Source organism: Roseovarius mucosus (genome assembly GCF_002080415.1).
GTDB classification, from domain to species: domain Bacteria; phylum Pseudomonadota; class Alphaproteobacteria; order Rhodobacterales; family Rhodobacteraceae; genus Roseovarius; species Roseovarius mucosus_A.
Window position 1 is genome coordinate 3994582 of record NZ_CP020474.1, and the last position, 17451, is coordinate 4012032.

Annotated in this window: 16 protein-coding genes; 5 read left to right on the top strand and 11 right to left on the bottom strand. The window is 62.7% G+C overall.

What is annotated here, in order from left to right:
* Positions 1-28: 28 nt before the first annotated feature.
* Genes bchO through crtA form a run of 4 tightly spaced genes read right to left on the bottom strand, consistent with a single transcriptional unit; the run spans position 29 to position 4307 of the window.
* Positions 29-901, bottom strand: a complete 873-nt coding sequence (bchO, locus tag ROSMUCSMR3_RS19120; RefSeq protein ID WP_081508400.1) for an alpha/beta fold hydrolase BchO — start codon at positions 899-901, stop codon at positions 29-31.
* A gap of 3 nt (positions 902-904) precedes the next feature.
* On the bottom strand, positions 905-2563 hold the full coding sequence (locus ROSMUCSMR3_RS19125; protein WP_081508401.1) for a magnesium chelatase subunit D: 1659 nt from the start codon (positions 2561-2563) through the stop codon (positions 905-907).
* Complete coding sequence (bchI, locus tag ROSMUCSMR3_RS19130) at positions 2560-3564, bottom strand: magnesium chelatase ATPase subunit I (protein WP_081508402.1); 1005 nt, start codon at positions 3562-3564, stop codon at positions 2560-2562. Before bchI ends, ROSMUCSMR3_RS19125 begins: the two co-directional genes overlap by 4 nt.
* Entirely contained in the window at positions 3561-4307 is a 747-nt protein-coding gene (gene crtA, locus ROSMUCSMR3_RS19135) for a spheroidene monooxygenase (protein ID WP_008282121.1), read from the bottom strand. The genes bchI and crtA overlap by 4 nt, the downstream gene beginning before the upstream one ends.
* A gap of 70 nt (positions 4308-4377) precedes the next feature.
* On the opposite strand from crtA, the gene ROSMUCSMR3_RS19140 reads away from it, so the two are divergent.
* From ROSMUCSMR3_RS19140 to ROSMUCSMR3_RS19155, 4 genes are all read left to right on the top strand, one after another.
* Positions 4378-5934: a phytoene desaturase gene (locus ROSMUCSMR3_RS19140; protein WP_081508403.1), complete on the top strand. Its 1557-nt coding sequence runs from the start codon at positions 4378-4380 to the stop codon at positions 5932-5934.
* A complete protein-coding gene (gene crtB / locus ROSMUCSMR3_RS19145; RefSeq protein WP_081508404.1) occupies positions 5931-6980 on the top strand; it encodes a 15-cis-phytoene synthase in 1050 nt (349 codons plus the stop codon). Before ROSMUCSMR3_RS19140 ends, crtB begins: the two co-directional genes overlap by 4 nt.
* Complete coding sequence (gene tspO, locus ROSMUCSMR3_RS19150) at positions 6977-7438, top strand: tryptophan-rich sensory protein TspO (RefSeq protein ID WP_008282124.1); 462 nt, start codon at positions 6977-6979, stop codon at positions 7436-7438. The genes crtB and tspO overlap by 4 nt, the downstream gene beginning before the upstream one ends.
* A gap of 97 nt (positions 7439-7535) precedes the next feature.
* On the top strand, positions 7536-8345 hold the full coding sequence (locus ROSMUCSMR3_RS19155; protein WP_081508405.1) for a DUF2189 domain-containing protein: 810 nt from the start codon (positions 7536-7538) through the stop codon (positions 8343-8345).
* A 25-nt stretch (positions 8346-8370) separates the two neighbouring features.
* On the opposite strand, the gene ROSMUCSMR3_RS19160 is transcribed toward ROSMUCSMR3_RS19155, so the two are convergent.
* The 7 genes from ROSMUCSMR3_RS19160 to ROSMUCSMR3_RS19190 all read right to left on the bottom strand — a co-directional run bounded on the left by ROSMUCSMR3_RS19160 (position 8371) and on the right by ROSMUCSMR3_RS19190 (position 16042).
* On the bottom strand, positions 8371-8583 hold the full coding sequence (locus tag ROSMUCSMR3_RS19160; protein WP_081508406.1) for a hypothetical protein: 213 nt from the start codon (positions 8581-8583) through the stop codon (positions 8371-8373).
* The gene (locus ROSMUCSMR3_RS19165; RefSeq protein WP_081508407.1) at positions 8580-9737 is read right to left on the bottom strand and encodes an aromatic ring-hydroxylating oxygenase subunit alpha; all 1158 of its coding nucleotides are present in this window, start codon (positions 9735-9737) and stop codon (positions 8580-8582) included. The genes ROSMUCSMR3_RS19160 and ROSMUCSMR3_RS19165 overlap by 4 nt, the downstream gene beginning before the upstream one ends.
* Positions 9738-9851: 114 nt before the next feature.
* Positions 9852-10412, bottom strand: a complete 561-nt coding sequence (gene ilvN / locus ROSMUCSMR3_RS19170) for an acetolactate synthase small subunit (protein WP_008282128.1) — start codon at positions 10410-10412, stop codon at positions 9852-9854.
* Positions 10413-10497: 85 nt separating this feature from the next.
* A complete protein-coding gene (locus ROSMUCSMR3_RS19175; protein ID WP_081508675.1) occupies positions 10498-12252 on the bottom strand; it encodes an acetolactate synthase 3 large subunit in 1755 nt (584 codons plus the stop codon).
* Positions 12253-12660: 408 nt separating this feature from the next.
* Positions 12661-13308: a response regulator transcription factor gene (locus ROSMUCSMR3_RS19180; protein WP_081508408.1), complete on the bottom strand. Its 648-nt coding sequence runs from the start codon at positions 13306-13308 to the stop codon at positions 12661-12663.
* Positions 13305-14732, bottom strand: a complete 1428-nt coding sequence (locus ROSMUCSMR3_RS19185; protein ID WP_081508409.1) for a cache domain-containing protein — start codon at positions 14730-14732, stop codon at positions 13305-13307. Before ROSMUCSMR3_RS19185 ends, ROSMUCSMR3_RS19180 begins: the two co-directional genes overlap by 4 nt.
* A gap of 47 nt (positions 14733-14779) precedes the next feature.
* Positions 14780-16042, bottom strand: coding sequence for a SulP family inorganic anion transporter (locus ROSMUCSMR3_RS19190; protein ID WP_081508410.1), 1263 nt, complete (start codon positions 16040-16042; stop codon positions 14780-14782).
* A gap of 245 nt (positions 16043-16287) precedes the next feature.
* Between ROSMUCSMR3_RS19190 and ROSMUCSMR3_RS19195 the strand changes: the two genes are divergently transcribed.
* A complete protein-coding gene (locus ROSMUCSMR3_RS19195; RefSeq protein WP_008282133.1) occupies positions 16288-17373 on the top strand; it encodes a TRAP transporter substrate-binding protein in 1086 nt (361 codons plus the stop codon).
* The last annotated feature ends 78 nt before the right edge of the window (positions 17374-17451 follow it).

Here is a 17451-nt window from a genome sequence, read left to right on the forward strand (position 1 = left end):
CGGTGTTTCACCGTAAACCCGAAGCGCATCAGTCGGGCCAGTTGCCCGGATCAAGGATTGCGGCCAGAACGCGCGCGGCATCCTCTTCTTGGGCCACATGGCCAAGGCCATCCAAAGACAGCGTGCGCGCCCGTGGCATCTGCGCGGCGGCGCGCGCGGAGGTTTCTGGCGGGACGGCCAGATCGCTGGTGCCCGTGATCAAGAGGCAGCGATTGGGGATCGCGCCCAGCCGGGTCAGAAGCGGGGCGACATCCCATTGGGCCATCATTTGCAAGGTGCCATCGACATGCGCACGGTCCCCGATCAGCCGCGCATAGAGCATCAGCCCCTCGGGCGTGAGGCGCGATCCGGTGCTCTCGATCAGGCGGCGGGCGCGGGTGAGTTTGTCGGTGCCAAGGGTAAAGAGCGTGGGCGTCAGCGGATTGAGTGCCAGAACCTTGGCGAGAACCGGAAAGAGCCAGCCCGCCACGCCCTCGAACGGGCCAAGGGCCGCGTTGACGCAGGCAATATCGGGCGGCTGGTCTGTGGGCGTCCTCAGCCGCGTGGCGAGTTCCAGCGCGATGGCCCCGCCTGCGGAATGGCCGAGGATCAGATCGGGGTGCCACCCCTCCGACTGGCAAAGCGCCGCGATATCCCCGGCCATGCCGGGCAGGCCCAGCCGCCGCCGGTCTCCCGCGCGCGAGAACCCCTGACCGGGAAGATCCAGCGCAATGACCCGGTGGCTTAGCGCCAAAAGCGGCATCAGATCGCGCCAACTATGGGTCGAGGCCCCCGCCCCGTGCAGCAAAAGGGCAAGAGGACCGTTGCCCATTTCCTGCAGATGCCATTGGTGGGGGGGATGGTGAATGCGGCGCGACTGGGCGTTGAGCGGCCAAGTCGCCAGATCGCGCTGCCAGTCCATCGCCTAGACCCCGAGGGCTGAGGTGACAGCCGTCGAAATTCGCCGGGCATCCGCGCGCGGCAAGGGCAGGTGGCGGGCGTTCATTTCCGCCGCGAGATGGGCGGGCTCTGGCCCCGGACGGGCGGAAATGTCAATCACGATGGCGGGCAGGCCCTGCGCGCGCCAGAGCCGCGCCATCGTGCTGGTGTCTTTGGCCGCCTCGGCGCGGTCACCGCGCCCGTCGAGCGTAATGTTGGCGCGGGCATCCGTCAGCAGGGCAAGCGTTGGGCTTAGCCCATGCGCCTCGGACTGGCGGGCAAGGGTGAGCGCCGCGCCAAGAGCCGCCGCAAGCGGGGTGCCGCCACCCCCGGGCAAGCTGCCCAGACGCCGCTTGGCCTGCACCAGCGCGCGGGTGGGCGGCAGAATGAGGTCGGCGCCCATGCCGCGAAACGCGATCAGCGCCACTTGGTCGCGCCGGGAATAGGCCTCGGCCAGCAAGAGCTCAACCGCGCCCTTGGCCTCGGCCAGCCGTGCCAGCGCCGAAGAGCCAGAGGCATCGACCGCGAAGATCACCAATCGGTCGGCGCGATCCTCATAGCGTTTGAGGTGGATGTCAGCGGCATGGATGATCACGCCCGGTGCATCGGGGCGGGCGCGGCGGCGCAGCGGCTGCCACGGGGCTGCGGCGCGCAGCGTCGCAATGAGATCAATGCGCCCGCGCCCATCCGGTGCACCTTGCCGTGCAGGTAGGGGCCGACCGCGTTGATGCGCCTTGCGCCGGGCACCGGCACCCGAGCCTGCCGCACGCCGCGTGGCACCGCGTTGGGCCAGTTGATCCAGCAGCGCGGGGGGCAAAAGGGCTGCCACCGCAGCGATGAGCAAGTCATCTGGGATGTCGGGTGTTTCGCTTTGGCTTTGATCTTCGGGTTCGGGCGGTGTGTCGGGTTGTTCTGGTTCGGGATCTTGCGGCAGTTGCGTGGCGCGCGCGGGATAGACGAGCTCTGCCGCCTCGCGCAGATCATCCTGCGTGACCTGTGGATGGGCCTCTGATGCGGCCAGCGCGCGGGCGGCGCGCAGGGCAAGCCAAGGCGCGCGCAGGCTGTCGATGCCGAAACTGGCGGCCAGCGCGGTGAGCGTGGCGATATCCTCGGGTGTGTGGGTAACGCCGCCAAGCCGCGCGCGGGCCTCTGCCAGATCAGCGGCGGCGGGCATGAGGGCAGGGGCCGCGTCATGGCGGATGTCGTCGAGTGTCACATGCAGCGCCAGCCGTTCGCAGAGGGTTTGCGGGGCGGTTTCCTCGGCGTCGATCCCCTCGTCAAACAGAACGAGCGTATGAAGCGGGCTTTGATCCAGAAGTTGTGCCAGCCGGGCGGCAAGGGCGGGCGGTGTGCGTTCGGCCATGGTCAGGATCAGGCGCGCCGGGCTATCGGCCAGTCCAGCGCTGTGGATCAGGTGACCGGCGGCGAGCGTGGCGGCGATATCCGCGCCGCCAAAAAGCTGCGTATCGCTAAGATCGGGGTGGATGCGCCGGGCAGGGCCGGGCAAACGCGCGAGCGCCGTATCGAACGCCTGCCGCACCGGACCGGCACGGGCGCGCAGCGTCAGCCCGCGCAACCCCTCAGGATCAATCGCCAAAAGGGTGAGCGCCCGCAGGGCGCGCGCCCATGCGGGGCTGGGCGTCATCCCCAGACCTCGGCCATGGCGCGGGCAATGCGTGTGGCGCTGCCCGCCTCGTCCAATGGATCGCGGCGTAGCCGGTGGCTGAGCGCGAGCGGCGCGACCTGGGTCAGATGTGCGCGGGTCACAGCGGCATCGCCCTCATAGGCCGCAAGCGCACGCGCGGCGCGCAACAGTGTCAGCTCGCCGCGCAGCCCATCCGCGCCGATGGCGATGCAGAGCGTCGCGCAGTCGCGCAAGACCTCGTCGGGGGATTGAACGGTTCGCAGCGCGCTGCGCGCCGCCAGAATCCGGTCGCGGATCAAGGCATCCTCGGCCTGCCATGTCACCATGAAGGCCTCGGTGTCGCGTTCATAGGCGTCGCGGCGGCGAATGACCTCGATGCGCTCCTCGATGTTCTGGGGCGAGCGCACCTCGACCGAGAGACCGAAACGATCCAGAAGCTGTGGGCGCAACTCGCCCTCTTCGGGATTGCCAGAGCCCACCAGCACAAAACGCGCCGCATGGCGGATCGAGAGACCCTCACGCTCCACCACGTTTTCGCCGGATTGGGCCACGTCGAGCAGCAGGTCGACGATGTGATCCTCAAGCAGGTTCACCTCGTCTATATAGAGATAGCCGCGATTGGCGCGGGCCAAAAGACCGGGTTGAAACGCCTTTTCACCCAAGGTCAGCGCCCGCTCGATATCGAGCGCGCCGGTCACCCGATCCTCGGTCACGCCCAAGGGCAAATCGACCACTGGGGTAGGCCGCTCGACTATCTCGCCCAAGGGGGCGGTGGACCAGTCGGGCGTATCCTCGGGGCGTTCGGCGTTGATCGGGCTGCCGTCAATCATGCGGATGGGCGGCAAGAGCGCGGCCAGAGCGCGCACAGCCGTGGATTTGCCGGTGCCCCGGTCACCAAAGACCAGCACGCCGCCAAGCCCCGGCTCGATCGCCGTAAGGATCATGGCGCGTTTCATGTCGTCCTGACCGACGATGGCGGAAAACGGAAAGGCTGCGGTCATTGTTCTTCCTTGATATGCTCGAGTGGGCTCGTCCCGCCCCATGTACCCCGTTCGCCAATCACGCGAAACCGGGCGTAAAGCTCTTCGCGAAACCAATCGCCGTCGCGCACGGCGGCGATGGCGCGGGCATGTGGGCCATCGCGGCGGGCGAAGTCTGCCATGCTTTGGCTGTCGGGCCAGATCGAGAATGTCACCTGATGCAGGAGAGGCACCTCTCCTACGCCGATCTTGAAGGCGACGTTGGGGTCGGCACCGATCACGGCGCTGATATCGGGCACGCGCCGCCAGAATTTCAAGGCCTTGCGCGGGCGCACAGAGGCGCGTGTCAGCGCGGCAAGGGGGCCTTTCTCTACGGGTGTGGTGATCTCGAACGGCGTATCACCGGCCCATTGCCCGCGCACCGAAGTGGGGGAGAGAAAGAGCGTCCAGCTTTCGCTGGCGCGCGCGAGATAGCGGCGAAAGACGCCTGCGCCCTTGGTCTGCGCACGGGCTGTGGCGGCATCGGGCCAGACCGCGAGAATCGCATAGACACCGGTGTTGGGAATGGGGGTGAACCCCTCGCCCGTGCCCGATCCCAGCAATTTCCAAAAGCCGATACCCGGCACGCCCGGCAGCATGAAGCGCGCAGCGCCCATCATCGTCAGCGCCCAGAGCCGGTCAATGCCGCGGGAAAAGCGAAAGAAGCTGAGGCTGACGGTTTGAATGGCACCGCTCCTTGAGGGACTGTAAGGCAAGTTTGACATGGTTTTGACCCCAAGAAAAGAGGTGCGAGAAAGGATTGTCAATTAAACTAGACACCTGTAGTCTAAACCTATGTTGACAAGAGTCGATCCGCGCCTGATTGAACAGGCCACACGCGCCGATGCCCCGCATGCGCTGGTCATTGGGGCAGGGTTGGGCGGTCTGGCCTCGGCCATGCGGCTTGGGGCCAAGGGATACCGGGTCACGGTTCTGGATCGTCTGGATAGCCCCGGGGGGCGCGGCTCTAGTATCACCAAGGACGGGCACAGGTTTGATCTTGGGCCGACCATCGTGACCGTGCCGCAACTCTTTCGCGAACTCTGGGCCGCCTGTGGGAGGGATTTTGACACAGATGTCGATCTGCGCGCCCTTGATCCGTTCTATGAAATTCGCTGGCCGGATGGCAGCACCTTTACCGCGCGGCAGGACCGCGATGCCATGCGCGCCGAGGTCTCTCGCCTCTCGCCGGGTGATCTGGCGGGCTATGACCGCTTCGTCAAGGATAGCGAGGCGCGGTATTGGTTCGGGTTCGAGGATCTGGGGCGCAGGTCAATGCACCGGCTGGGAGATCTGATCAAGGTCCTGCCAAAGTTCGCCTGGTTGCGGGCGGATCGGTCAGTCTATGCCCATGCGGCGGGGCGGATGAAAGACGAACGCCTGCGTATGGCGCTGTCGTTTCATCCGCTGTTCATCGGCGGTGATCCGTTCAACGTAACGTCGATGTATGCGCTTGTGAGCCATCTCGAAGCGGCGTTTGGCGTGCATTATGCCATCGGTGGCGTCGATGCGATCGCCCGCGCCATGGTAGGCGTGATCGAGGGACAGGGCGGGGTCATCCGGCAGGGGGCCGAGGTTGATGAAATCGTTATCAAAGAGGGCCGGGCCACGGGGGTGCGGCTAAGCGGCGGCGAAGTGATCAGCGCCGATATCGTGATCTCTAACGCCGATGCGGGCCATACCTATGATCATCTTTTGCGCAATCACAAAAAGCGGCGCTGGACCACGGCGCGACTGAAGCGGTCGCGCTGGTCGATGAGCCTGTTCGTCTGGTATTTCGGCACGACAGGCACGCGGGAGATGTGGCCCGATGCAGGCCATCACACCATTCTCAACGGTCCCCGATACAAAGGGCTGGTGCGCGACATCTTTCGGCGCGGCGTTCTGGCCGATGACATGAGCCTTTATGTGCACCGCCCCTCTGTGACCGATCCGGGTGTGGCGCCCGAAGGTGGCGATACGTTTTATGCGCTCAGCCCGGTGCCGCATCTGGGCCATTCAAATCCGGTGGATTGGGCCGTCGAAGCCGAGCCCTATCGCCAAAAGGTGCAAAAGGTGCTGGAGGATCAGTTGCTTCCGGGGCTTGGGGCGCATCTGTCTGCCTCTGAGGTGTTCACGCCCGAGACATTCCGCGACCGATATCTTAGCCCGCATGGCGCTGGCTTTTCTATCGAGCCACGCATCCTGCAAAGCGCGTGGTTTAGGCCTCATAATGTCAGCGAAGAGGTGCGGGGCCTCTTTCTGGTGGGCGCGGGCACGCATCCCGGGGCTGGATTGCCGGGGGTGATTTCGAGCGCCGAAGTTCTGGCGCAACTGGTGCCGGATGCGGTGCCGGTCGGGGTGATGCCATGATTGCGCCGCAGGATCTGGCGCATTGTACCGAGGCGATCCGCCATGGGTCGCGGTCTTTTCACGCCGCCTCCAAGCTCTTGCCGCGACGGGTGCGTGATCCGGCCTTGGCGCTTTACGCGTTCTGCCGTCTGGCGGATGACGCGGTGGATGAGAATCGCGAAAAGGCGGCGGCGGTGCTGTCGCTGCATGAACGGTTGGATTTGGTCTATGCGGGCAGGCCCCGCAATGCGCCGGCTGATCGTGCCTTTGCCGCGATCATAGACGGGTTTGACATGCCACGTGCTTTGCCCGAAGCGCTGCTCGAAGGGTTGGCTTGGGATGCCGAAGGGCGCCGTTACGAGACCCTGTCAGAGCTGCGGGCCTATTCGGCGCGGGTCGCCTCTGCGGTGGGGGCGATGATGTGCGTGCTCATGCGGATGCGCGAGCGCGATGCTCTGGCGCGGGCCTGTGATCTGGGCGTGGCGATGCAATTGACCAATATCGCCCGAGACGTGGGCGAGGATGCGCGCGAAGGGCGGCTATACCTGCCGCTCGAGTGGCTGTCTGAGGCTGGCATGACGCCGGAGACCTTCTTGCGCACACCTGCCCCGGATGCCGAGGTGCGACGGATGGTGCGCCGCCTGCTGATGGAGGCGGACACGCTTTATGCCCGCTCTGAGGCGGGGATTGCTGTGCTGCCACTTTCTGCGCGGCCCGGAATTTATGCCGCGCGCTATATCTACGCGGGCATCGGCGCGCAGGTGCGCGGCGCAGGCCACGACAGTATCACGCGCCGCGCGCGCACCAATGGCACGCAAAAACTGGGCTGGTTGATGCTGGCGCTGCTGCGGGCGGCGGGCAGTGTGATCCTGCCCGGCTCGCCCGTGATCTATGCCAAGGCGCTGCCCGAAACGGAATATCTGGTGCGTGCTGCGGCACAGGACGCACCGCGCGCCGCCGATTGGAGCGATACGCTCTATGAGGCGCTGGCGCGTCTTAAAGCGCAGGACGTCGCGCGCGAAGCGGGCTTGAGCCGAGATGTCGGGCGGGTTAGAGAGACCGCATGATATGGCTCATTTTCGGGATTTTTCTGGCGGCTTGTTTCGCAGCAGGCTCGACAGGCGGGCTGTTTCCGCCGGGCGATTGGTATGACCGGCTGAAAAAGCCGTGGTGGACGCCGCCCAACTGGTTGTTTCCGGTGGCTTGGACCACGCTTTATATCTGCATGGCGGCGGCAGGGGCGCGGGTGGCGGTAAGCCCCGACAACGGCATTGCTATGGCGCTCTGGTCGTTGCAAATCGCGCTGAACGGGCTGTGGACGCCGGTCTTTTTCGGGCTGCAACGGATGCGGTTAGGGCTGATTGTGCTCTGCGCACTTTGGGCTTCGGTGGCGCTCACATTGGTGGCGCTCTGGTCGGTAGACTGGATCGCGGGGCTGCTCTTTGTGCCCTATCTGACATGGGTCAGCGTGGCGGGCATGCTCAATCTTGCGGTGCTGCGGCTGAACCCGGATGCGGCGCGGTAACCTGCTTTGCAATTCACAACCGGGCTCTGCACAGAAAAGCCCTATCCTATGGCCGTGAAATTGCTCTAGGCTCTCCCGAAAAGGGAGGAAGGGCACCATGCCGCAGAACGAGGTCAAGCCGCTGGGCGTGCCGGAGATGGGCGATGTCCGTTTTGACATGCTGGCAGAGGCGCTGCGCCGGGGCTGGGCGGATATGCGCCGCGCGCCGGGCTTTGCGGTGATCTTTGCCGGGGTTTATGTGGGAATCGGGCTGATTCTTGCGTGGATTACATGGGTTACGGGCAAAAGTTACTGGCTGATCTTTGCTGCTGTGGGCTTTCCCTTGGTGGGGCCTTTCGCGGCGGTGGGGCTCTACGAAGTCAGCCATCGCCTGAGCATGGGGCGGGCGCTGGTGGCGTCAGAGATTTTCGGCGTCATCGCCCATCAGAGACGGCGGCAATTGCCTTCGATCTGCGCCATCATCATCATGGTGTTCCTGTTCTGGTTCTTTCTGGCGCATATGATTTTCGCCCTGTTCCTGGGGCTATCGACCATGACCAATGTCTCAAGCTCGCTGGAGGTCTATTTCACGCCGGAGGGGCTGAGCATGTTGGCGGTGGGCACAGGCGTGGGCGCGGTCTTTGCCCTGTTGCTGTATAGCCTGACGGTGGTGTCGCTGCCCCTGTTGCTGGACCGGGAGGTTGATTTTGTTACCGCGATGCTGACAAGCCTGCGGGTGGTGATCGAAAATCCGCTGCCGATGCTGGTCTGGGCGGCCCTAGTGGCGGGGCTGACATTTCTGGCGATGTTGCCTGCGTTTCTGGGGCTTTTCTTTGCGCTGCCGCTCTTGGGCCATGCGACATGGCATCTCTATACGCTGATTTGCGAGGCGGGGGGCGCTGCCCCCCGGACCCCCTGGAGTATTTGAGCCATAAAGAAACGGGGTGGGCGCGCTATGCCTCGCGACCATGGGCGACAAGGCGGGCGTGAAGAGGCGTGGCCTCGAGCGCCCCGGCTTCGAGTGCGAAGATATAGGCATGGGTGAGAAAAAAGCAGGCGGCATCAAGCGTATTGGCCCGGTCCGCCGCCTGCGTATAGAGCGAGATCAGCGCTGCCCGGTCGCCTGTTGCATGGGCGCGGATCATCGCACTGTCGAGATCAGTCATTCCGCCGCGCGGCCCATGGCGCGATGTGCCTCGACGCGGCCTGCGACCCAATCGTGAAAGCAATGCGTGGGGCTATCCATCACCGGAGAGAAACGCCCGCCGTCGAAATAGGGGGCGTGGCGGCCGCGCTGCATGCCTTCGACGACAAAGATATCCTCTTCGAACACGGTTTTCCAAAGCTGGGTATTGCGCAGGCGTAGCCCACCATCGGCATTGGGAACCGAGTAATAGAGGTGGATATGTTCGACGGTGCGCTCGGGGCCCTTCGGCTCTAGTATGATGACAAAAGCGTGGTCGCGGTGCACGCCCAAAAGGACGTTGGGGTAGGCCGCGACATATTCGGCCTGTTCGTTCCATTTCGCGCCCACTTCGGCGAAATCAGGGAAGGTCTGGCCGGCTTCATTGGTCAATTGGCGGTAGACCATGGTGCCCTGACCCGAATACGCGCCCGGTTTCTCGATGTGGTAATGATCTTCGAGCCGGGAATAGCTGTTGAGGCCGGGGTGGACCCAAGGCAGGTGATAGCTCTCACAGTAATTTTCGACGGCGAGCTTCCAGTTCGTTTGCACCTCAAGCGTAAAGCGGCTGTCAGCACCGCCATGATAGACCGGCAGATCGAATTCACCCCAGCGGGCGATGAGATCGGCCATGGCCACCTCGAACGCGGGGGCATCGCCCGAGACATTGATCCAGACCACATCGCGCCAGATATGGCTGCGAATCTCGGTCAGGCCCAACTCGTCGCGCTTGATGCTGGCGTGGGTGTTATGCCCCGGTCCGCCGACATGCGGGGTAGAGACCAATGCGCCCTTGGTGGAATAGCACCACGAATGATAGGGGCAGCGGATGGCCCCCTCGATCTTGCGCGGTTCCTCGACAAGGATCATGCCGCGATGGCGGCAGATATTCTGGAAAACGCGGACCTCACCGTCCTTGTCGCGCAAAAGCAGGAGCGGCATGCCAAGAAATTCCAGCGGCTTGGCGTCACCCGGTTCCGGCACATCGGCCCCCACGGCAAGCCCAGCCCATTGGCTGAAGAGAAGCGCATGCTTTTCTTCCTCAAACACGGCGGGGTCGATGTAATGGGCGTTGGGCAGGCCGTTGGCCTGCTCTACGGGCGTGCGGACATTCGTGAGATCAGTCAGCGCGGGCATTGGGCGTCTCCGGGGTTGGGGCTGGCGCATACTCTGCCAGAGCCCCAACCTCGAACGCGCCTATCTGCGACGCGGCGCGTCTATCCCGCGACAAGCCTGCGATTGTGGCCCCTGTCAGAGACCGCGCGGCAGGGCGGCCACGCCGGTGCGGGCCATTTCCACCAGACCCAGAGGACGCATCAACTCGGCGAAGGCGTCGATTTTTTCAGGCGCGCCGGTGATTTCAAACACAAAGCTGGTGAGCGTGCTGTCCACGGCATTGGCGCGGAAGATATCGGCCAGACGCAGCGCCTCGACGCGCTTGTCGCCGCTGCCCTCGACCTTGAGCAGCGCCAATTCGCGCTCGACGCTGAGGCCTTCCACGGTAAGGTCATTGACCTTGTGCACGGGCACGATACGGCCAAGCTGCGCCTTGATCTGTTCGATCACCTGCGGCGTGCCGGTGGTCACGATGGTGATCCGGCTGGTGTGGCCGGTATGGTCCACCTCGGCCACTGTCAGGCTGTCGATGTTATAGCCTCGGCCGGAAAAAAGACCGATGACACGGGCCAGAACGCCGGGTTCGTTATCGACCAGAACCGCCAAAGTATGGGTTTCCTGCACATCCGAAAAGGTTGGGCGCAGGTTATAGGCGGAGTGTTTGGACGAGCCTTTTTTGATTTGCAGGGGGGACATTATGCAGTTCCTTCTTGTCGGGCTTTGGCGGCTGTTGGGTGGGCGCCCACCCTAGGGGATGGGCGCAGGATGGGTGAACCCACCATCACACCAGAACGGCACCGCCCTCTTTGATGGCGTCCTTGGTCGAGGCCTCACCCAAAATCATCTTGTTATGCGGCTCGCCGGACGGGATCATCGGGAAGCAGTTTTCATGCTTTTCCACGAGGCAATCAAAAATCACCGGCCCGTCATAATTGAGCATTTCCATGATCGCGTCATCAAGATCGGCAGGGTCGTTGCACAGGATGCCCTTGGCCCCAAAGGCCTCGGCCAGTTTTACGAAATCGGGCAAGGATTCCGACCAGCTTGAGGAGTAGCGCTCTCCGTGCAGCAATTCCTGCCATTGACGGACCATGCCCAAACGCTCGTTGTTGAGGATGAACTGTTTGACGGGCAGGTGGTACTGCATCGCCGTGCCCATTTCCTGCATGTTCATCAGCCAAGACGCCTCGCCCGCGACATTGATCACGAGCGCCTCGGGATGGGCGATCTGGACGCCGATAGAGGCCGGAAAGCCGTATCCCATGGTGCCAAGCCCGCCAGAGGTCATCCAGCGGTTCGGATCGTTAAAGCCGAGATACTGCGCCGCCCACATCTGATGCTGGCCCACCTCGGTGCAGATATAGCGGTCGTGATCTTTGGTCAGCGCTTCGAGCCGGGCAAGCGCGTATTGCGGTTTGATGGTCTTGCCCTTTTGGGTGAACTTGAGGCAGTCCACCTTTTTCCACTCATTGATGCGCTCCCACCATTTGGCGATTGCCTCACGGTTGACCTTGGCACCGCGCGCCTTCCAAACCTCGAGCACATCGGACAGAACATTGGCGATGTCGCCGACAATCGGAATATCGGCGCGGATCACCTTGTTGATCGACGAGGGGTCGATGTCGATATGCGCCTTGATGCTATCCGGGCTAAAGGCATCGAGCCTGCCGGTGATCCGGTCGTCAAAGCGCGCGCCGATGTTGATCATGAGGTCGCAGCCATGCATGGTCATGTTGGCCTCATAAAGCCCGTGCATGCCCAGCATGCCGATCCAGTTCTTGCCATTGGCAGGATAGGCCCCCAGACCCATCAGGGTGGATGTGGTGGGGATGCCGGTCGCTTCGACCAATTCGCGCAAGAGGCGCGTGGCCTCTGGGCCAGAGTTGATGACACCGCCACCGGTATAGAACACGGGGCGCTTGGCCTTTTCCAAGGCCGCGACCAGATCGGTGATGCCTTCGATGTCGCCTTTTACGCGGGGCTGGTAATGCGACACGCGCGCCTGATGCGGTGCCGTATAGGTGGACGAGGCGAATTGGACGTCCTTCGGGATATCGACCAGAACCGGGCCGGGGCGGCCGGTGGTCGCAACATGAAACGCCTGATGCAGCGTATCCGCCAAGCGGGCGGTGTCGCTTACCAGCCAGTTATGCTTGGTGCAGGGGCGGGTAATGCCGACGGTATCGGCCTCTTGAAAGGCATCATTGCCGATCATGAAGGTTGGCACCTGCCCGGTCAGCACCACCAGCGGGATGGAATCCATCAACGCATCAGTCAGGCCTGTCACCGCGTTGGTTGCCCCCGGACCAGAGGTGACAAGCACCACGCCCGGTTTGCCGGTCGAGCGCGCATAGCCTTCGGCGGCATGCACTGCGGCCTGCTCGTGACGCACCAGAATGTGGCGGATGTCATTTTGCTGAAAGATTTCGTCGTAAATGGGTAGTACGGCACCGCCGGGATACCCGAATACGACATCCACGCCCTGATCCTTGAGGGCTTGGACCACCATTTTCGCTCCGGTCATCTGACGTGTCATGTGCTCGTGCTCCGTATATGACGTCAATTCAAGTCGCATAAAAAAGCCCCCGGTTTTCCGGGGGCGCATGGGGGACCCGAAGGGTGTCCGTTACCGGCCCATGCGCCACTTACCTACGATGAATACGAGTGTGTCCATGCGGGCGACTCCGTTCTGCGTGGCCGGGACATTAGGTGCGGGGGCAGGGGGCGTCAAGCCGATTTGGTGGATAAAATGTCGCAAAACGGGATGAAATCTTTGCATTTGTTGCGCAAAAAGAGGCGCGGACGTGTGTTTCCCGTTTTGAGTGCATGTCAGGCTCGCATTTTTCGGGAATCGCCCCGTGATGCTGGTGCCATGCGCGCGGCTTTCATCTGGCCTGAAATACCTCGGGGGTTTGGGGGCTGGCCCCCAATCTGGCCGCAGGGATCAAAGGCGCACCCCGGTGCCCTGCAAAACGCCATGTTCGAGCGCATAGCGGGTCAGCCCCGCCGTTGAGGCGATACCAAGCTTGCGCTTGATGTTCTTGCGATGCGTCTCGACCGTGCGCACGGAAATATCGAGCGCTTGCGCCACATCTTTGTTGGATTTGCCTTGGGCGAGTTGCAGCAGGATCGTCTGCTCGCGGTTGGTCAGCTGTTCGCGCTCGGGGTTTTCATAGGGCTCAAGCGAGCCTTTGGCCCCGGTGCACAGATAGCGTTGCCCGGTCATCACAGCGTCTATGGCGCGTTTGATCTCATCCGTGGGCACATCCTTGAGCACATAGCCCGCCGCGCCATGGCTGAGCGCTGAGGAAATATACTCGGGGCTGTCATGCATGCTCAGGATCAGGATGCGGGTCTCGGGGCGTTTCTCGAGGATGATTTCTGTCGTGGTCAGCCCCCCCAGCCCCGGCATGTTGAGGTCAAGCAGGATCACATCGGGCGCAAGGCTCTCGACCCGGTCGATGATGGCCTGACCGTTGCCCAGCGTGGCCAGGATTTCGACATCCTCATAGCTTTCGAGAATGGATTGGATGCCTTCGGCGACCATTGGGTGGTCGTCCACGATTACGATCCGGATCGGTCTTGGGCTCATGCGCGGGCCTTTTCCTTGGGGTTTGGCCGCTCTTGTGGCGGCAGAAGGTGTGTGAGGGGCACATTGGCTTCGATGGTCGTTCCGGTTTTCCCCGAGATCACGGTCAGCGTGCCGTCCAACTGTTCGACACGTTCCTGCATGTTGCGCAGGCCAAGCCCGCCGCCGGGCGTGCCCGAGGGTTTGGCGCGGTCGAGGCCGCAGCCATTATCCGCAATGCGCAGCGTGGCGCCATGTGTATGGCCGCGCACATCAACGGTCACGCGGGTGGCGCCGGAATGACGCTCGATATTCGTGAACGCCTCTTGAGCGACACGGTAGAGCGCAATCTTGGCTTCGTCATCCAGCCGGTTGCGGAAAACCACGGTGCTGAATTCGGTCGTGATGCCGGTGCGTTTGCCAAACTCTTCGGCAAGGGTTTTGAGGGCGGGGCCAAGGCCCAGATCATCCAGCACACCGGGGCGTAGGTCGCGGCTGATGCGGCGAACCTCTTGAATGGCCCCTGAGAGATGGGTGATACCGCGTTCCAGCGTGTCGGCGGCGCGGGCGTCGCCTGCCGCCAGCCGCCGCTTGGCGGTATCGAGCGCATAGCGCACGCCAACAAGAATTTGGCTGATACCGTCATGGAGTTCGCGCGCAACGCGGCGGCGCTCTTCTTCTTGGGCATCAAACACCCGCTGTGTCAGTTTCTTGAGCTTGGCATCGGCAAGGCGACGTTCGCGGATGTTGATAAAAAGACCGGAGACAAAGACCAGCAACAGCGCTGCCAGCATCGCGGCACCGATATAGAAGAAGGTGCGCTCTACCCGCGCTTCGACCATCTGGCGAGAGGCCGTGACAGTGGCCACCACATCGTCGATGAAAACGCCCGTGCCCACCGCCCATCGCCAGTCCTGGAGCCCGATGACATAGGTCACCATCTGCGCACGCTCGCCGGTCGAGGGTTTTGGCCATTCATAGCTGTGATAGCCACCGCCCGTGCGCGCCAGCCGGATCAACTCATCGGTGATGGGCTGGCCGCCTTCATCCTCCAGCCCCGTCCAGTTGCGGCCGATAAGTTCGGTGCGGCGGGGACTGACAAGGTTGATGCCGTCATAGTTGAACACAAAAAAGTATCCGTCCTGACCATAGAGCATGCCCGCGAGGATCTGGCTGACCTGTTCCATCGCGGCTTCGTCATTCGGGGCCGCGCGCCCGTAGATGTTCACAAAGGCGGTTCTGGCAATGGAGAGGTAATTCTTGAGCTCCGCACGCTTGGCCTCGATCAGTTGCGCCTCAAGTGTTTCGATCTCGCGTTCGGCCAGTTGACGCGATTGAAGCGTGACGACGACAGAAATCGCCAGCGCCGTCAGGATCAGCGGCAGGGTGGCGATCAGAAAAAGCTTTTGGCCATAATTGAGCCGGATGCGGGCGAAGAGGCGTTGCATGGATCAGCGATAGGGCCAAATGCGCGGCATTTCCAGCCTCTCGTGTATCAGTGCTCGGGCGGGTGCCAATCGGCGGGGGGCACATCGCCGCGGCGCAGGCGCAGCGCAAGCCCCAAGGCCACGCCCACCCCGATGGCAACTGTCAGGTCTGCCAGAACGGTCAGCACAAGCGTCAGCACAAGCAGCACGCGGTCCGAGGGACGGTCGGCCATGTAACCGCGCCATTTATGCGGCTCTGACATATTCCATGCGATCAATATCAAGAGCCCGGCAAGGGCGGGCATGGCGAAATACCCTGCCAAGGGCGCTGCAAGCAGCATCACAAGCAAGATCACCAGCGCATGGATCATGCCCGCAACGGGCGTGCGCCCACCGGCGCGCACATTGGTGGCGGTTCGGGCAATCGCGCCCGTGGCAGGCAGCCCACCAAAGAGCGCCGAGCCAATATTGGCCACGCCATTGGCCACGACCTCGGCATTGGGTTGGGATTTGTCGCCGATCATCCGGTCGGCCACGGCTGCGGAAAGAAGCGATTCCACGCCCGCCAAAAAGGCGATGATAAGGGCGGATGGCAGAAGGTCGATCATCCGCGAAAGGCTGAGATCCGGCACCACGGGCAGGTTGGGCGTATTGGGCAGCGGACCAAAGCGAGAGAGAAGCGTATCCACTGGCAGATGCCAAAGCGCCACTGCAGCCGAGGTCAGCCCGACCGCCACGATCAGCCCCGGATACCGAGGTGCTGCGCGACGCAGCCCCACGATCAGCACCATGGTTGCCAATCCGATCACCAGCGCTTGTGGGTTGAACGTGTCGCGGGCCTGCCAGAGCGTTTCGATCTTTTCAAGAAATTCGGCGGGAAGGCTTGTTGTGGTGAGGCCCAGAAAATCCTTGATCTGGCTGGTGGCAATGATGATGGCAATACCGATGGTAAAGCCGTTGATCACCGCCTCAGGGATGTGACGCACAAGGCTGCCGGCGCGCAATCGACCCGCGACCACAAGGATCACGCCAGCCATCAGCGTGGCGATGATAAGCCCGTCCTGCCCGTGTTCGGCGATAACGCCGTAAACCACCACGATAAACGCACCGGTGGGTCCGCCGATCTGAACCCGGCTGCCCCCCAAGGCCGAAATAAGGAAGCCCGCGATGATCGCCGTTGTCAGCCCTGATGCCGGGTCCGCGCCCGACGCGATGGCAATGGCGATGCTGAGCGGCAGCGCCACCATAGCCACGCTGATCCCTGCGAAGAGGTCCGCACGGAACAGGGCCCCGGTATAGCCCGGTAGGGTGGTGAACAGCTTGGGTGTCATGTGCGAATCTCAACACCCGCGCCGATCCGGTTTCAAGCACAAAGAGCGAGCAGCGTGCACAATTGCATGCAAAGTCAGTGTGTGACCCCGGAAATCATCACGGAAAGTTTGAGACTCGCTACGGTTTCTACGCAGTAGTCGGTATTTGCAGATGCAAAACCCGTCGCTAAGGTCTGCCCACTACACAGGGTCCGGGTGCTGCCAAAGAGGTGGCGGCACTGTCATAAAAATGGGGAGGAAACCAAATGGATCGTCGTTCTTTTCTGAAAAATACCGCTTTGGGTGGCGGTGCTGCTGTTGCGGCTTCGACGCTGGCCGCGCCGCTTTATGCGCAGGGTGCGCGCAATCTGACCATGGTCACGACATGGGGCAGGGGCCTTGCGGGCGTGTTTGACGCCGCGCAGCGGGCCGCCGACAATATCAACGGCATGGCCGATGGCAGCATCGTGATCGACGTGAAAGGTGCCGGTGAACTGGTGGGCGCGTTCGAAGTGTTCGACGCTGTGACCGCGGGTCAGGCTGACATGTATCACGGGGCCGATTACTATTTCGTTGGCCAGCACCCGGCTTATGGCTTCTTCACCTCGGTGCCCTTTGGCATGACCGCGCAGGAATTGGTGAACTGGTACTACCATGACGGCGGTGCCGCGCTTCACGACGAGCTGGGTCAGATCTTTGGTCTCAAATCCTTTCTTGCGGGCAACACCGGCGCGCAGGCAGGTGGCTGGTTCTCGAAAGAGATCAACGGGCCAGAGGATTTCAACGGTCTCAAGTTCCGGATGCCCGGCCTCGGCGGTCTTGCGCTGGGCAAGCTGGGGGCAAGCGTGCAGAACATTCCGGGTGCCGAAGTCTATCAGGCGCTGGCCTCGGGTGCCATCGACGGCACCGAGTGGATCGGTCCCTGGGCCGATGAAAAGGCCGGGTTCCAAGAGATCACCAAGTTCTATTACACCGCTGGGTTCCACGAGCCGGGCGCGGGCCTGTCGATCGGTATGAACCGCGAAGTGTTCGAGAGCCTGACCCCGGCCCAACAGAAGATCATCGAGATCGGCTGTGCCGAAGCGCATCAGTGGAATCTGGCACAGTTCCTGTCCAACAATTCGTCGGCCTTGCAACGCCTGCAATCCAATGGCGTCAAGACGCTGGAGTTCCCCGATAGCGTCTGGGATGCCTTTGGCCAAGCGTCTGACGCCGTGCATCAGGAAAACATGGGCGATGAGATCTACAAGCGCGTCTATGACAGCTACATGGCATCCATGAGGTCTTCGTCAGCTTGGATCAACAAGTCTGACGGGGCCTATACCGCGCAGCGCGACCGCGTTCTGGGCTAAGTCCCGGCAGGTTGGTTTGATTGACAGGTCCCGGTTGCCGGGGCCTGTCACAATCGGATAACGGGCCACGCGGGCCCG

Excerpts from the sequence above, each read along its gene's own strand:
- bchO (WP_081508400.1), bottom strand. The coding sequence starts at position 901 with ATGGACTGGCAGCGCGATCTGGCGACTTGGCCGCTCAACGCCCAGTCG.
- ROSMUCSMR3_RS19125 (WP_081508401.1), bottom strand. The coding sequence starts at position 2,563 with ATGACGCCCAGCCCCGCATGGGCGCGCGCCCTGCGGGCGCTCACCCTT.
- bchI (WP_081508402.1), bottom strand. The coding sequence starts at position 3,564 with ATGACCGCAGCCTTTCCGTTTTCCGCCATCGTCGGTCAGGACGACATG.
- crtA (WP_008282121.1), bottom strand. The coding sequence starts at position 4,307 with ATGTCAAACTTGCCTTACAGTCCCTCAAGGAGCGGTGCCATTCAAACC.
- ROSMUCSMR3_RS19140 (WP_081508403.1), top strand. The coding sequence starts at position 4,378 with ATGTTGACAAGAGTCGATCCGCGCCTGATTGAACAGGCCACACGCGCC.
- crtB (WP_081508404.1), top strand. The coding sequence starts at position 5,931 with ATGATTGCGCCGCAGGATCTGGCGCATTGTACCGAGGCGATCCGCCAT.
- tspO (WP_008282124.1), top strand. The coding sequence starts at position 6,977 with ATGATATGGCTCATTTTCGGGATTTTTCTGGCGGCTTGTTTCGCAGCA.
- ROSMUCSMR3_RS19155 (WP_081508405.1), top strand. The coding sequence starts at position 7,536 with ATGCCGCAGAACGAGGTCAAGCCGCTGGGCGTGCCGGAGATGGGCGAT.
- ROSMUCSMR3_RS19160 (WP_081508406.1), bottom strand. The coding sequence starts at position 8,583 with ATGACTGATCTCGACAGTGCGATGATCCGCGCCCATGCAACAGGCGAC.
- ROSMUCSMR3_RS19165 (WP_081508407.1), bottom strand. The coding sequence starts at position 9,737 with ATGCCCGCGCTGACTGATCTCACGAATGTCCGCACGCCCGTAGAGCAG.
- ilvN (WP_008282128.1), bottom strand. The coding sequence starts at position 10,412 with ATGTCCCCCCTGCAAATCAAAAAAGGCTCGTCCAAACACTCCGCCTAT.
- ROSMUCSMR3_RS19175 (WP_081508675.1), bottom strand. The coding sequence starts at position 12,252 with ATGACACGTCAGATGACCGGAGCGAAAATGGTGGTCCAAGCCCTCAAG.
- ROSMUCSMR3_RS19180 (WP_081508408.1), bottom strand. The coding sequence starts at position 13,308 with ATGAGCCCAAGACCGATCCGGATCGTAATCGTGGACGACCACCCAATG.
- ROSMUCSMR3_RS19185 (WP_081508409.1), bottom strand. The coding sequence starts at position 14,732 with ATGCAACGCCTCTTCGCCCGCATCCGGCTCAATTATGGCCAAAAGCTT.
- ROSMUCSMR3_RS19190 (WP_081508410.1), bottom strand. The coding sequence starts at position 16,042 with ATGACACCCAAGCTGTTCACCACCCTACCGGGCTATACCGGGGCCCTG.
- ROSMUCSMR3_RS19195 (WP_008282133.1), top strand. The coding sequence starts at position 16,288 with ATGGATCGTCGTTCTTTTCTGAAAAATACCGCTTTGGGTGGCGGTGCT.